11 protein-coding genes and 2 pseudogenes are annotated in these 14,484 nt (G+C 45.2%); 7 read left to right on the top strand and 6 right to left on the bottom strand.

What is annotated here, in order from left to right:
• Positions 1–70 precede the first annotated feature (70 nt).
• Complete coding sequence (locus V7K27_RS26400; protein WP_334951245.1) at positions 71–700, top strand: DUF4126 domain-containing protein; 630 nt, start codon at positions 71–73, stop codon at positions 698–700.
• A 316-nt stretch (positions 701–1,016) separates the two neighbouring features.
• Here the strand turns inward: V7K27_RS26400 and V7K27_RS26405 are convergent.
• Both V7K27_RS26405 and V7K27_RS26410 read right to left on the bottom strand, forming a co-directional pair.
• Positions 1,017–1,514, bottom strand: a pseudogene (locus V7K27_RS26405) (type II toxin-antitoxin system PemK/MazF family toxin).
• Entirely contained in the window at positions 1,468–1,671 is a 204-nt protein-coding gene (locus tag V7K27_RS26410) for a hypothetical protein (protein ID WP_334951246.1), read from the bottom strand. Before V7K27_RS26410 ends, V7K27_RS26405 begins: the two are co-directional and overlap by 47 nt.
• Between V7K27_RS26410 and V7K27_RS26415 the strand changes: the two genes are divergently transcribed.
• Positions 1,670–1,897, top strand: coding sequence for a hypothetical protein (locus tag V7K27_RS26415; protein ID WP_334951248.1), 228 nt, complete (start codon positions 1,670–1,672; stop codon positions 1,895–1,897). The genes V7K27_RS26410 and V7K27_RS26415 overlap by 2 nt on opposite strands.
• A gap of 8 nt (positions 1,898–1,905) precedes the next feature.
• Here V7K27_RS26415 and V7K27_RS26420 read toward each other — a convergent pair whose 3' ends face one another.
• On the bottom strand, positions 1,906–2,145 hold the full coding sequence (locus V7K27_RS26420) for a hypothetical protein (protein WP_334951582.1): 240 nt from the start codon (positions 2,143–2,145) through the stop codon (positions 1,906–1,908).
• A gap of 293 nt (positions 2,146–2,438) precedes the next feature.
• Between V7K27_RS26420 and V7K27_RS26425 the strand changes: the two genes are divergently transcribed.
• Positions 2,439–2,615, top strand: a complete 177-nt coding sequence (locus V7K27_RS26425) for a hypothetical protein (RefSeq protein WP_334951249.1) — start codon at positions 2,439–2,441, stop codon at positions 2,613–2,615.
• A gap of 2 nt (positions 2,616–2,617) precedes the next feature.
• Here V7K27_RS26425 and V7K27_RS26430 read toward each other — a convergent pair whose 3' ends face one another.
• Positions 2,618–4,297, bottom strand: coding sequence for a transglutaminase family protein (locus V7K27_RS26430; protein WP_334951250.1), 1,680 nt, complete (start codon positions 4,295–4,297; stop codon positions 2,618–2,620).
• A 516-nt stretch (positions 4,298–4,813) separates the two neighbouring features.
• Between V7K27_RS26430 and V7K27_RS26435 the strand changes: the two genes are divergently transcribed.
• A complete protein-coding gene (locus V7K27_RS26435) occupies positions 4,814–7,672 on the top strand; it encodes a cation-translocating P-type ATPase (RefSeq protein ID WP_334951583.1) in 2,859 nt (952 codons plus the stop codon).
• 110 nt (positions 7,673–7,782) lie between these two features.
• Here the strand turns inward: V7K27_RS26435 and V7K27_RS26440 are convergent, their stop codons facing one another.
• Entirely contained in the window at positions 7,783–8,130 is a 348-nt protein-coding gene (locus tag V7K27_RS26440; RefSeq protein WP_334951251.1) for a hypothetical protein, read from the bottom strand.
• Positions 8,131–8,451: 321 nt separating this feature from the next.
• Between V7K27_RS26440 and recF the strand changes: the two genes are divergently transcribed.
• Positions 8,452–9,573, top strand: coding sequence for a DNA replication/repair protein RecF (gene recF, locus V7K27_RS26445; protein WP_334951252.1), 1,122 nt, complete (start codon positions 8,452–8,454; stop codon positions 9,571–9,573).
• An 8-nt stretch (positions 9,574–9,581) separates the two neighbouring features.
• Here recF and V7K27_RS26450 read toward each other — a convergent pair whose 3' ends face one another.
• Complete coding sequence (locus tag V7K27_RS26450) at positions 9,582–10,040, bottom strand: MgtC/SapB family protein (protein WP_334951253.1); 459 nt, start codon at positions 10,038–10,040, stop codon at positions 9,582–9,584.
• 434 nt (positions 10,041–10,474) lie between these two features.
• Here V7K27_RS26450 and V7K27_RS26455 point away from each other — a divergent pair, with 434 nt between their 5' ends.
• Positions 10,475–12,820, top strand: a complete 2,346-nt coding sequence (locus tag V7K27_RS26455) for a putative PEP-binding protein (protein WP_334951255.1) — start codon at positions 10,475–10,477, stop codon at positions 12,818–12,820.
• A gap of 134 nt (positions 12,821–12,954) precedes the next feature.
• Positions 12,955–14,019: pseudogene (locus tag V7K27_RS26460) on the top strand (PAS domain-containing sensor histidine kinase); the annotation flags it as partial.
• Positions 14,020–14,484: the final 465 nt, after the last annotated feature.

The following is a 14,484-nucleotide window of genomic DNA, read 5'->3' on the forward strand; positions in this document are numbered from 1 at the left end:
CAGCTTAGAGTTGTTACTCCGTTCAGCTCAAAGATGGAAAAAACACTAGGAGTATAACTTGAGTCTTACTATGGATTTAAATTCTTTGTTCAATCTAAATACATTTATTGAATTATTACTGGGGATTAGTTTGAGCGCGGCGGCTGGCTTTCGAGTATTTGTACCACTGCTAGCATTGAGTGTGGCTTCAGTTTTTGGACATTTAGATTTGCCGACTAACTTTGATTGGCTGGAAACACCTCAAGCTGTAATTGTATTTGCAGTCGCTTGTTTGCTGGAAATTATCGGTTATTACATTCCTTGGTTGGATCATCTGCTGGATATTGTTGCCACACCTGCGGCATTTATCACTGGGACAATCGTAACAGCATCTGTTGCTCCAGAGATGAATCCATTGGCGCAATGGACGTTAGCTTTAATTGCTGGTGGTGGAACCGCAGGATTAACTCAGGGATTAACGAATATATTGCGGATAAGTTCTACAGGTGTTTCAGGTGGATTAACCAATCCAGTTGTGTCAACCATTGAGTTGGTCATCGCAATCGGACTGTCTGTGCTGGCGCTAGCTTTACCAGTGGTAGCAGGAGTGATTGTGATTGGTTTTCTAATAATAGCTATTCCAAGACTCTGGAATTTCTTCTTGAATAAACCATCTTCTCAAACTAATGAAACCGTCTCTCCATCAAGAGAATTGGGATAAGTACTTGTGGATTGGGTTCATAGCTGCGTCACCGAATAGCCCGTCGTAGACATCGCAATTATAAAGCGATCGTCGGGTGTGTTAGCGCGAAAGTAAAGCAGAATCGTAGGTTGGGTTAAGGAACGAAACCCAACATTTCCAGTGGTTTTTGACGCTAACCCAAGCGTATTGATTTATAATTCCAAAGCCGCTATTAGAGGATGTTTTAAAAGTGGTTGGCTGTGATTTTAGGCACTTATTGATCCCCCCTAACCCCCCTTAAAAAGGGGGGAACCGGAATCAAAGTCCCCCAATTTATCGGGGGATTTAGGGGGATCTAGAACTTTTTGCTACCGATAAGAGGACTTTTCAAACATCCTCTTAGACAGAAATTCACCTGATTAATTGTCTCAGAGGAAAGAGAACCCAGCTTTCTGAGAATCATAGATTTATTTAATGTAAAAATTGACTCACAGCGAACTATAGACTCAACTCTAATACCTGCACTGGCAATTTCATCGCCCGTTATTACAGCTATTTTCAGGTAAATAGACCACGCGGTAGGGGCACAGCATTGCTGTGCCCCTACGACAGATGTGGTTCAAATACATGATTTCTGCTGTAAGTATTGCGTCACAGTTAAAGGGCGATTAGTGTTGGAAGTACAAGGCACAACCATCAAATCATCAAGAATTTGATTCAATTGATTTGCCGAAATTACAACAGCAGGGCGAACTTTAAACTGTGCCAATCCGGTTGAAGGCATGGGGACTCGACACAACACAACATCACCGCGCTGTAAGTTCATCAGCAAATACTTCGTCGTAAATATCATTTTCAGGGCTTACCCAATCCTGATAAGCCTGAGATTCAACAGCAGAATTAACCGGTTTTTCGCCATTCTTGAAAGAAAGAGCTAAATCAAGCAATGCTGATAACTGCTCATCATTCAGTTGTTCAATCAAACTTAGAAGTTCTTGACGAATACTCATGGAATTGCCAACTGCTAACTATATTCAATGTAGCATTGGTGGTGCCGCAGCTACGCCCGCACAACGACCGCGCTCAGTGACCATCGTAGACATCGCTATTAAAAGGGTGTGTTATCGCCGAGAGTACGGCACCATCGATAATTTAAGGTGCGTTAGCCTATGGCATAACACACCCTACTCGCTAATTTTTCTATTGCATCAGATTAATCCGCTGATCAAGTATTAACGCGATCGCTATTGCACCAGAATAGGTCTATTTAAAATGCTCATCACCTCGCCTGGATTGGGGCTTGGTAGCAGAGGACTCCAATCACCAACATCTGCATAACCAATAACTTGCAAATATTGAATTGTGCTGGTTACAGCTTTAGAAGAACCAATTAAGAGATGTTTGAGTGGTTGTTTAAGAGGAGTTACTTGAGAGGATATTTGATTGATGCTGAAATCAGCCCCTAACAAAAAGCCTTGAGTCATAAATGGCACAAAATAATTTGCACTTACTTCTGATACTATTACTCTTGCTTGTTGAGCAATACTTTGCTCAAACTCAGCCTTGGCTTGCACTTGTGTCATCATTTATTAATCTCCCAATATGGGGGTAAACATCAGCGATCGCTTTATTTGGTGTCCAGCCGCAGGGCGATCGCATTCCAACACTCACAATCATACTGCCGAAATAGGACAATCGGACAATAGGATAAAAGACTAAATGAACATAGCCTAAAAAGCTATGCAAAAATTAAGCGGTTGTACGCTGTGCAAGGTTGATGAGTGAAAAGAAGGAATTACGGGGCTATGTTTCTCCAGAGTTAAACCAATTGTTTCGGGCTGTGGTAGCTCTCAAAGATAAAAACCTCAGCGATACGATCGCTGAGGCATTAGAAGACTGGCTCAATAAGCCTGAAAACCAGGAGCTAATTAAAAAGCATAATTTGGGTAAATAAATTCAAAAGGGCGGCAATTCTTTAAGAATCGTAAACCGAATATGATTTATCGCCAAATCGCCGATGGGGATATCTTCTTTGGTTAGCCGTGTACCTTGACTGGTCACGGTTTCAAAGGTGATACCTTTGCCAATTTCAATGTGATACCAGCATAAGCCCATAAAAAAGCGTGTCGGATAAGGCCCACCTTCACCTATATCATCAGGATTTGATTCCATTGGCAACCAACCAAAATTCGGCACGTAGAACTCCAGCCAAACATGATTAAAGTCGGGTTGCAGAGGTACTCCTTGTAAGTCACTATGGGCAGGACATTTGTACCTGCCGACGGTGCGGCAGGGGATGCCATTTAAACGCGATAGGGCAAGTAAAACGCCGACATATTCGCCACAGGAACCAACGCCCCGTTCTAAAACTATATCTGGCGTGTCAATGTGAGGTTTGATACCGTAGGATAACTGGTCATAGACGTAGTTGCGGATGCTGTGCATTTTCCGCAGCACATTGGTTTCAGTACCAATCGCTTCTCTGGCGGCACGGCGAACAATGGGAGTATCCATTGCTAAATCGTCGTCATCCACTAAGTAGCGTGTTTGTAATTCTGGGGAGAGTTCCGGTATATTTTCCACATTTCTGGGTGTGATGCGATACTTAATCCCTCGAACTTCCAAAAGTGCTTTCCAGCCAAATATATGCCGTTCTCCTGGGGCAAGAGAATCAAATTTAAAGACTGCTACACGTTGCCCCTCGATCACTTCTTCAGTAAAGGGTATACCAATGGGTTCAACGTGTTTCACCTTTTGACGCTCAGTTTCCGATGGTAGGGCGATGCGCCATTCTACTTCAGGTAAATAAACCTCGTCTAAGGGAGCAATTTCTTCAGCATAGGACATTTCAATGAGATAGCCATTCGAGAGAGCGTAGCGCTGATCTGGCTGGTAATGATAATACAAAGGGTGAATAAAAGTGCGATCGCGGAATGTTAGCTCATGACTCGGATCGGCATTGGGGTTATCCCGAATATAAGCTTCCTCTGAGGCGTAGGCGACGTAAATACTTTCTTTGCCTGTTTCGCCATTTTTATGGATTGCTATGCCTGTGGGACATTCAAAGGGTGTTAGAACACTGAATTGAAGTTCTCCTGTGGCCTTATCCATTGCGTAAACTGATTGTTCGGTGCGATCGCAAATCCATAGCATTTCCTGACTCACTGCCAAATTCTCTATTCCAACCCCAGGGGCATGAAATCTGGCAATCTCTTTTCGGGTTTCGCGGTCAAAAATCAGAATGTAGCCCAGCCTTTGGCAACTGACATAAACTGCTGTTTCCCAAACAGCAACGCCGTCAGCCGGATAAGGCAATGTTACAAAATGTTCCAGATCCAAAGCATTGAGCTTGCAGAAGTAAACACTATTTTCTCGGCTGACCCACAGGGTATCTGACCACGCCGCTAGACCAGTGGCATCGGTAAATTCTTTAACTTGATGGGGATTGAGAATTTTGCTGTTGTCAGAGGTGGGATCAATCTCCAGTAGATGCCCTTTTATACTGTCAATGGCAATCAGTCTATCTTGAATGAAAGTAATACCACACAGGCTAGCAGCAGTAAGCGGTCGAATTGTTTTTTGCCCAAACATCTGGCTGGCGTGGCTTGCGGTCAAAGTGGGGAGTGCAAAACTCATAAAACCTTGTGGGAAGTGTAAAAACCCCTCACCTTTAGGTCTACAGTGTACACACAAGTCTCTCTTGAAGCAATTTACGCTTTATCGAATAGTCCAAAGAAACCTCAAGAAAGGTTTTGCTACGCAAAACCAGTCCCTCTCCTTGGTAAGGAGAGGGATGTCTGTCAGGACTATTTGAGGTTTTTGTTTTGGGTAATTCGATGACTTGTGTGTACACCGTAGCACCTTTAGGTAGGGAAGGAAACATGACTCAAACGGTTTTAACCGCCGTTAAGCCAATTGCTTGATACGGAATTGCCACGTTTAGAGCGGGGTACTGACAATTATCGGTACAATTTGTTCCGAAAAACTCTTTCGTGAGAAATATATGTTAAAAGAGTAAGAATTTACAAATGTTAAGAATTACATATAGATTCATCCAACTGAGCGATCGCATTAATGTAACTTTAGGAAATGGAATTCTTGCCATCACTCAATTATGATCGAATTTTGTAACCATTTGCTGTGACCTACACGATGTCTGCTAATTCTCTACCTGAAGGTGCCGTAGTTTGGCATAGTTTAGAAGTTGATAAAGCGCTAGACCTGCTCGATAGCAATGCAGATAGTGGCTTAACACCCCAAGAAATTCAACAGAGATTGCAAAAATACGGCCCCAATGAATTAGAAGAAATTGCTGGCCGTAAAGCTTGGGAAATTCTGCTGGATCAGTTCAAGAACATTATGTTGTTGATGCTGATTGGCGTAGCTCTGATTTCTGGGTTGATAGACCTATGGGGTTGGCGAGCGGGCACCTTGAAGCCTGGTGAAGTGCCATTTAAAGATACGATCGCCATCTTAGCAATTGTCATCCTCAATGGCATACTCGGCTACGTCCAAGAAAGCCGTGCTGAAAAAGCATTGGCAGCCCTGAAAAAACTCACCTCTCCCTTAGTGCGGGTGATCCGCGACGCTAGACAGGAAGAGATAGCAGCCAAGGAACTAGTTCCAGGGGATGTAATGCTGCTGGAACCTGGGATGCAGATCGCCGCAGATGGACGCTTGATAGAACAGTCGAATTTACAAGTGCGTGAGTCGGCTTTGACTGGTGAAGCCCAAGGTGTAAATAAACAGGCATCACTAAAATTACCGGAAGAAACTGATTTAGGCGATCGCTTAAATGTCGTCTTTCAAGGAACTGAAGTAGTCCAAGGACGAGGCAAAGTTCTGGTGACTAACACCGGAATGACTACAGAAATAGGCAAAATTGCCACCATGTTGCAGTCGGTGGAAAATGAACCGACACCGTTACAGCAGCGAATGACTCAACTAGGTAATGTCCTAGTTACGGGTTCTTTAATTCTCGTGGCGATCGTCGTTGTCGGCGGTGTGATCAAGGACGGCGGTTTTAAAAACATCCAAGAACTCTTGGAAGTTTCCTTGAGTATGGCGGTTGCTGTGGTTCCAGAAGGTTTACCAGCTGTAATTACTGTCACTCTGGCACTGGGAACCCAGCGAATGGTACGCCAAAATGCCTTGATTCGCAAATTGCCAGCAGTGGAAACATTGGGTTCTGTAACTACTATCTGTTCTGATAAAACCGGCACCCTAACTCAAAATAAAATGGTGGTGCAATCGGTTTCCACTAATAATAAAACTTTTCGCGTCACCGGCGAAGGTTATACTCCCACAGGGGATTTTCAGTTAAATGGGCAAAAAATTTCCTTAGAGGAGTCTCCAGAAATCTCAGCGTTGTCAGTCGCCTGTGCCGTTTGTAATGATTCGGTGTTGCAAAAAGAACAAGGGGAATGGGCGATTTTGGGAGATCCGACAGAAGGGGCATTGTTAACACTGGCAGGAAAAGCTGGAATCGAAAAAGACCAGTGGAATAGTAAGTTACCCAGAGTTAGGGAGTTTCCCTTTTCCTCGGAACGCAAGCGGATGAGCGTGATTTTTCAGGTGCAGCAAGTCGCCACAGGTGAAGCATCTTCGAGAGGCGTTGACCCAGCGATCGCCAGTTTATTAAAATCTGAACCTTACTTAATGTTTACCAAAGGTTCTCCAGAGTTAATTTTGGCACGTTCCGCTCAGATTCATTTGGGTAATTACACAGGCTCCTTGACTGAAGAACAACGCCAGAAAATTTTGGCAGAAAATGACCAAATGGCGAGTAAAGGTTTGCGGGTGCTAGGTTTTGCCTACAAACCCCTGGCAGAGATTCCACCAGAAGGTTCAGATGAGACATCTGAGCAAAATTTGGTATGGCTGGGATTGGTGGGAATGCTAGATGCGCCACGCCCAGAGGTGAGGGCAGCAGTCCAAGAGTGTCGAGATGCAGGTATTCGCCCAATAATGATTACTGGCGACCACCAATTAACAGCACGAGCGATCGCTACCGATTTGGGAATTGCCCAAGAAGGCGATCGCGTCCTCACAGGTCAAGAATTGCAACGGATGACTGACCAGGAATTAGAGCAAAATGTTGACCTCGTGAGCATCTATGCCAGGGTTTCCCCAGAACACAAACTGCGAATTGTCCAAGCACTGCAACGCCGGGGCCGATTTGTCGCAATGACAGGCGATGGTGTCAACGATGCCCCAGCCCTCAAACAAGCTGACATCGGGATTGCAATGGGCATTACTGGCACTGATGTTAGTAAAGAAGCCAGTGACATGGTATTACTTGATGACAACTTCGCCACCATTGTCAGCGCCACCAAGGAAGGTAGAGTTGTTTACACCAATATCCGCCGCTTTATTAAATACATCCTCGGCAGTAACATTGGTGAAGTTCTCACAATTGCCGCCGCACCTTTAATTGGTTTAGGAGGCGTTCCCCTTACCCCCTTACAAATTCTCTGGATGAATTTGGTGACAGACGGTTTACCAGCTTTGGCATTAGCTGTGGAACCTCCAGAACCAGATGTAATGCAACGTCCACCTTTTAGTCCCCGCGAAAGTATTTTCGCTAGAGGATTGGGTTCTTATATGATTCGCATTGGGATAATATTTGCCATTCTCACCATTACCTTAATGTGGTGGGCTTATCAACATACCCATGCCCCAGACTATCAGGGCGATCGCGATGCTTGGAAAACAATGGTATTTACAACCTTGTGTATCGCCCAAATGGGTCATGCGATCGCTATTCGTTCCAACAACCGACTGACCATCGAGATGAATCCTTTCTCCAATATCTTTGTACTAGCGGCGGTTGTCGTCACCACGATTTTGCAGTTAATGCTAGTGTATGTCCCACCCCTGCGAGATTTCTTTGGTACTCACTACCTGAATATGCAAGAATTAGGGGTTTGTATTGGCTTCAGTGCCTTAATGTTTGTGTGGATTGAAGCGGAGAAAATATTTCTGCGGATTATGGGCAAAAGAGCTGTGTGAGAGCATGGATGATGTTATTAAGCCAGAGCGTACATCATTGCCACAATCTAAGGAGGATACTCTAGAGTAGTCTTTAAGATGCGATCGTTAACTCCAACGATCGCATTATTTCAAGAATTATTTCTAATCAACTGCAACAAGATAGACTCAAGACTTTGTAATGCAGCGTTTGTAGTGCGCTGATGTTCTTCAAAATTACGCTGATGTTCTTCATGGCTATCACGTAACTCAAGTAACACATCGTCCAAAATCGCACTACGACCCAGAACACGGTCAACGTTACTGGTAAGCTCTCTCATTTCCTGGCTTAGTTCATTCAGTTGTGCCTGAGTGTTAGCTTGTCTAATAGTTAAATTATCTAATTGTTCTTGTGTACTAGTTTGTCTTTGTGCCAACCCCAAGATTATTTGTTCAATACGGTCTATTCGGTTAGGGAAGTATTCAGGTGTGTCAGTCATTTTCCTTGTGTTGAACTTCTACAATTTTACAACCCCTTCGGGGCGGGAGTAGGGAGTAGGGAGTAGGGAGTAGGGGAAGAAATTAGCCCCGAAAAAGGTTTAAAGCCTCGCCCCAAGCGAAGCCCGTAGCTCTGTCGAAGGGTGGGCGATAAAATCCTTGTATCGCAAGGTAGGTTGAAACCCGGCCCGATGCGATGCCCTGAGCGTGGCCATTGGGTTAAGCGGCTTAGTTTCTCTACTCCCCACTCCCTACTCCCCACTCCCTTTCATTTCTATAACCGTGTCTAACCTTCGTAGCGTTCTCCTTTCCTTCTGTTCCCTATGTATCTTAAAACTCTAAGCCTCCGACAATTTCGCAATTATCAAGACCAGCAGGTTGAGTTTACTGCTGCTAAAACAATTTTGGTAGGTAATAACGCTCAGGGAAAGTCGAATTTGTTGGAGGCGGTGGAGTTGCTGGCGACATTGCGATCGCACCGCATGACCCGCGATCGCGATTTGGTTCAAGAAGGGTCAGCCATAGCCCAAATTAATGCCACCCTTGAGCGACAAACAGGTGTTAGTGACCTTACCTTAACCCTCCGCCGCAATGGTCGCCGTAGCGTTGCTCTCAATGGCGAATCTATCCGCCGTCAAATGGATTTTCTCGGCGTTCTTAATGCAGTCCAATTTTCCAGCTTGGATTTAGAACTGGTACGCGGCGGCCCTGAAGGTCGCCGCAACTGGTTAGATACACTGTTAATTCAACTTGAACCAGTTTATGCTCACATTTTGCAGCAGTATAACCATGTGTTACGCCAGCGCAATGCTTTTTTAAAAAAAACTCAAGATTCAGCACTCGACACTCAGCACACAGAATTGGCGGTGTGGGATGCACAGTTAGCCACCACAGGAACCAGGGTAATTAGACGACGCGATCGCGCTATCCAAAGATTAGCTCCTATTGCTACTGCTTGGCACGCCAGTATCAGTGGAAGTACAGAAATTCTGCAAATCAAATACCTGCCGAATATTCCTTTAGAGGATAACCATCCAGAAGAAGTGCAGCAAGCTTTTTTAGCAAAAATTCAGCAGCGAGCGATCGCCGAAATGCACCAAGGCACTACCCTTGTCGGTCCCCATCGAGACGAAATAGAATTAACTATTAACCAGACACCTGCTCGTCAATACGGTTCTCAAGGTCAACAACGAACGCTGGTTCTAGCCTTAAAATTAGCAGAGTTACAATTAATTGAAGAAGTCGTCAAAGAGCCACCATTGCTATTGCTTGATGATGTTCTTGCCGAACTCGATCTATCCCGCCAAAATCAATTGCTTGATGCTATTCAAGACCGTTTTCAAACCCTGATTACTACTACTCACTTGGGTTCTTTTGATTCCCAGTGGTTGAAGTCTTCCCAAATTCTGTTTGTGAAAGCAGGAGAAATAATCCCAAATTATTAAAATAATGACTAATCACGTTTTTCTAATCTTTTAAAAACGTTGAGAACCAGAAAAGTCAGCACAGCACCAATTAATCCTAACTGCCACAAACCACACCCGGCAGCAATTCCCAAAGCAGCCGAAACCCAAATAGCTGCTGCTGATGTTAGTCCGTGAACGTGAAGTTGCTGTGATTGCTGGGAAGATTGGCGTACAATTTCTCCAGCACCGAGAAATCCCACACCGGCTGCAATCCCCTGAATCACGCGGCTGAGTGCATCATGACTGGACTGTGACCCACCTGTTTGCATAATTATGAGAGCAAACATGGCTGAACCTAAACTCACGAGTATATGAGTTCTTAAACCTGCTGGTTTGTGCCTAATTTGGCGTTCTAAGCCAATAATTGCTCCAATAAGCAATGCAAGGCATAGCCTGAAGCTGATATTTACCCAATCATTAGTTGCAAGGTAGTAAGTGTTTGGCAATCCTTAGTCTTGGTATAGATAATTTTATATATTAGACCATTTGGTAATATAGTTACAAAAATATCGCTTTTTTACCTGCAAATTAATATCTTCCATTATGAAGATTATCGAAACAGAATTCAGGAGTCAGTCGCCAGAATTCAGAATTGAATTTTGAACGAAAAAGTGAATGAATAAATGGGTTTAATACCCCCGCCTGTATAGGCGCTCTAGAATTAAGCATGGTGTAAAACCATACTTAATTGATTCTGATGCCTCGGCAGAGCTTCTCCGGCTCCGCTCCTGAATTCTGAATTCTGAATTCTGAATTCTTCTTTTTTATTTTCCAATAAGATATTATTTTGGTCAACAATAATTAACCACAGCCCCTGACTTGAGGTATGGGGTGAATCTAAAATCTAACATCCTTGCATTGTGTGACACTAACAAATTGAGTGGACAAACTCTACTGGCTAGACCAAATTAAACTACAAGACCGCGCCAAAGTAGGTGACAAAGCGTTTTACTTGAGCAGAATCATGCAGCGTGGCTATCCGGTGGTGCCTGGTTTTGTCGTTTCGGCAGAAATTTTGCGACAATTTCTCGAAAATCTGAATAGTTCAGAGTCATTAGTGGCTGACTTACCCTATTCTTCGTTACACCTAGATGTAGCTAATTGGCATCAACTTCAGCAGGTAGCTAGTCGCTTGCGCCAAGAAATTCTGACTGCGACTGTGCCACAGCAGTGGGTGAGTCTAATTTTCCAAGCAGCTAGAGAATGGCCAACTGGCTGTTTGATTCTTCGTCCTACTTTGGCTGTATCAACTGCTACTCCAAGTATGAAGAATATATCTGGTTTGTTGGAGTCGGTGTTTTGCCAGTGTGAACCCGAAGCGATCGCACTCGCATTAAAGCGTACCTGGAGCCAGATATTTCGTGCTAGAAGTCTCCTATATTGGCAGCGAGCCGGAATTGACCTGCAACAAATTAATTTAGCAGTTTTGGTGCAACCTGTTGAAAATGCGATCGCTAGTGGTTTGCTGAAAGCTAACTCTTCTGGGTGGGAAATTGAAGCTACTTGGGGATTAGGAATTGCGATCGCTCTTGGCGAAGTCCAGCCAGATGTTTACTACATTCAACCGGAAACTGGGGTTGTGCTTGAGCAACAGCTGGGCAACAAAATGCTGGCTTATGGTGTTGATGATGCCGCACCTGAAGCTTTTTCGCAAGCGGTGCCGAAGTCACTGCTAACACCAGATCACACTTGTCTGAGTACTTACGTAATTGAGTCAGCCCAACAACAACAGTACGCTTTACAAGAAGAATACTTACAACAAATAATTGCTCTGGGAACTCAACTGGTGAGTGAACTAGGTAAAACTTTTACGATTAAATGGACTATCGCCGGGCAAACTACATCTGGCAAGCTCTACATCACACAAGTTAGTACTCCCCAATCTGTAATTCCCCACGTACACTTCATTCGGGGACTAGGGGCAGCAGGGGGACGTGTTGTCGCTACTGCCCTAGTAATTATTAATTCCCAACAGAAACCCGAACAACTACCAAAGGGAGTGATTTTAGTAGTACCAGCGATCGCACCTGATTGGTTGCCATTACTGCAACAAGTTGCTGGTATTATTACCGAAGAAGGGGGATTAACCAGCCACGCTGCCATTCTTGCCAGAGAATTAGGTATTGCAGCAGTAGTGAACACAACATCGGCGACAAGCTTAATCCAAACTGGCGAACGACTGTTGCTCGATGGCGACAGAGGAGAAGTTTATCGGATCAAAGGAGACTCAAAGGAGGAGATGGAGAGAGAGGGAGAAGAAAATCTTCTTTTTGCCCATCGCCCCAACCTAAAAGCGCCCCATCCTTCTGTTACGTCTCATCTACCTATGATTGCCACCCAATTGCTGGTTAACTTAAGTCAGTCCAGTTTAATAGAACAAGTGCAAAGCTTCCCTGTAGATGGGGTGGGATTGTTGCGTTCAGAATTGATGGTACTAAATATATTGTCCGGGCAACATCCTCATAGTTGGATTTTAGGCGGACGTCAGGCAGAATTGTTAGAGCTATGGTCTGAGCAGATTATGCAGTTTGCTCGTGCTTTTGCACCAAGACCAGTTTTTTATCGTTCTTTAGATTGGGCACAAGATTTAACATCATTGAGTGATAATTTCCAATCTTCACCAAAGTCGATGTTAGGTGAACGTGGCACCTTTAGCTATTTACGAAATCCCGCAGTATTTGAGTTGGAACTGAAAGCTTTAGCGAGTGTACAGCAAGCCGGTTACAGCAATGTCAATCTCCTGTTGCCTTTTGTGCGGACTGTGGAAGAATTTGTCTTTTGCCGTCGCAAAGTTGAGCAAGCTCTTTTAACTGAGGTGTCACAGTTTCAATTGTGGATGATGGCAGAAGTGCCAAGCGTACTGTTTTTACTGCCAGAATATGTTAAAGCAGGTGCAGCGGGAATTTCTATTGGTACAAACGACCTGACGCAATTATTGTTAGGAGTTGATCGAGAACAAGGACAGTTGGCAAAAGTATTTAATGAACGTCATCCAGCAGTTATGAGTGCGATCGCTCAACTCATCCAAATGGCCAAAAGTGCCGGGATACCTTGTTCAATCTGCGGTCAAGCACCAGCCCTCTATCCAGAAATTATCGATAAGTTAGTGGAATGGGGTATAACTTCCATTTCTGTGGAACCGGAAGCAGTGGAGCGAACATATCAAGCGATCGCTCGTGCTGAACAACGCCTAATTTTAGCAGCAGCACGACAAAAACTGTATTAGTTAGAAGTGATTCAAATTTTTGAATAATTATTGCGATTGCAGATGAAGCAATCGCTAAATTTTAGGGAAGACTAAGCTTACGTCCTTATTTTCCCTATTTTTCTGTGCTAATTATGAGTGAGCAACCGAATTCAATGCCTCCTCTGCGCCGAAGTCTCACTTCACAAGAAACCTGGGGGTTTGGATTTAGCGGTTTGCTTTTATGGTTAGGGACGGCTCCTGCTATGCATGCCGCACTAGGCCCGCAGGCGCTCTGCGTGTGGTTGCCTGGAACCATCATTGGCATACTGCTCAACCTGCAAGTTAAGCGGTTAGGGACATATTTCCCAGAGGTCGCTGGAGGCACCCCAAACTATATGACCCGCTTGCTCCACCGATTGCCAAACTTGGCTCGCTATGGGGCGATTGGCTACCTGCTCGGCTGGGTCTCTGTTCCGCCCATGGATGCGATTATTCTGACCGATTTAATCAAGGCGAATCTGACTCCACTGGGCATTACCTGTCCAGAGACTGTACTCAGAATCGGGTTTACAGTTCTGCCCTTTATCGTTGCCTTTAGTGGAACTCGCACCCTAGGCATTTTGCACTCTTTCTTTGTATTTCCGGCGATCGGGTTTCTTCTCACCTTTTGTCTCCAAGGCATTGGTTGGTTGAGTTTTGCCCCCACTAGCCCTGGGGTGCTGCCCGATCTGGGAGCAGGCATTTCCCTGATCGATTGGATGAAATGGTTCTTTATCGCCGTCTATGCGGTTTATGGTTGCGAGACGACATCTTCATTTGTGGCAGATAGCCTCCAACCCAGTGTTACCCTACGGTGTTTGCAGGTGACTGCTGGATTGATTCCGATCGTCTATCTCGGTGGATCATGGGTTTTAATGCGGTTAGCCACAGCCCCCGGATTAGGTGATAGTGCCTATATGAATCTAGTGGCAGCAGCCCAACCCTTCTGGGGCGCATTCGCCCCCGCTCTTGTCACCTTTCTAATTACGTCAGGGTGTCTCCTTAGCTCTGCGACCGCTGTTTCTAACTGTCCCCGGATTTTGTATCAGTTAGCCAAAGATGGCTACTTACCGCCCGTATTTGCCGTGTTGTCTCGCCGGGGAGTGTTTGAACCCAGTTTAATTTTTACCCTCGGGCTGAGTCTAATTTGCTTGGGGTGGGGCGATGTGGAACGGGTTGTGATGGTGACGGGCACCGGCTATCTGACTTCGATGATGGCAATACACTTAGGTGAGTGGGTCAGTCGGCGGCGGCCAGCAGCCCGATGGCCCTGGTGGTCGCTGGCTTTCTTTGGCATTGAAGCGACTGTTTTGGTAGTGGGCGGATTGGCATGGGGCTGGCAGGACTTAGCTATTGGATTGCTCCTGCCTGGGCTGGTGAGCATAGTTGGCACTCAATTACCGCGCTTGAACGTCTCCCTGTTCCATCCCAATGGGTGGATGCAACGGTATCACCAGCAACCCCATACCGGCAAAACAGATTGGTTGGCATTTCAGGTGATGATCTTAATTGGCTTAGTGTGCAGTGCGGTGAGTATTGGTTGGTGGGTGAGGGCGGGTTTAGATCGGGTGGGTGTGGGGCAACATGTTGCGTTGTTTAGCATTTTGTTAGTGACGGTTGCCTTCGCGGGAGTAGCGATCGCCTGTTGGACTAGTCTGCCCCAA

It is taken from the genome of Nostoc sp., assembly GCF_036919575.1.
GTDB lineage: Bacteria > Cyanobacteriota > Cyanobacteriia > Cyanobacteriales > Nostocaceae > Nostoc.

Excerpts from the sequence above, each read along its gene's own strand:
- V7K27_RS26440 (WP_334951251.1), bottom strand. The coding sequence starts at position 8,130 with ATGACTGACACACCTGAATACTTCCCTAACCGAATAGACCGTATTGAA.
- V7K27_RS26425 (WP_334951249.1), top strand. The coding sequence starts at position 2,439 with ATGAGTGAAAAGAAGGAATTACGGGGCTATGTTTCTCCAGAGTTAAAC.
- V7K27_RS26430 (WP_334951250.1), bottom strand. The coding sequence starts at position 4,297 with ATGAGTTTTGCACTCCCCACTTTGACCGCAAGCCACGCCAGCCAGATG.
- V7K27_RS26410 (WP_334951246.1), bottom strand. The coding sequence starts at position 1,671 with ATGAGTATTCGTCAAGAACTTCTAAGTTTGATTGAACAACTGAATGAT.
- recF (WP_334951252.1), top strand. The coding sequence starts at position 8,452 with ATGTATCTTAAAACTCTAAGCCTCCGACAATTTCGCAATTATCAAGAC.
- V7K27_RS26420 (WP_334951582.1), bottom strand. The coding sequence starts at position 2,145 with ATGACTCAAGGCTTTTTGTTAGGGGCTGATTTCAGCATCAATCAAATA.
- V7K27_RS26400 (WP_334951245.1), top strand. The coding sequence starts at position 71 with ATGGATTTAAATTCTTTGTTCAATCTAAATACATTTATTGAATTATTA.
- V7K27_RS26435 (WP_334951583.1), top strand. The coding sequence starts at position 4,814 with ATGTCTGCTAATTCTCTACCTGAAGGTGCCGTAGTTTGGCATAGTTTA.
- V7K27_RS26415 (WP_334951248.1), top strand. The coding sequence starts at position 1,670 with ATGGAATTGCCAACTGCTAACTATATTCAATGTAGCATTGGTGGTGCC.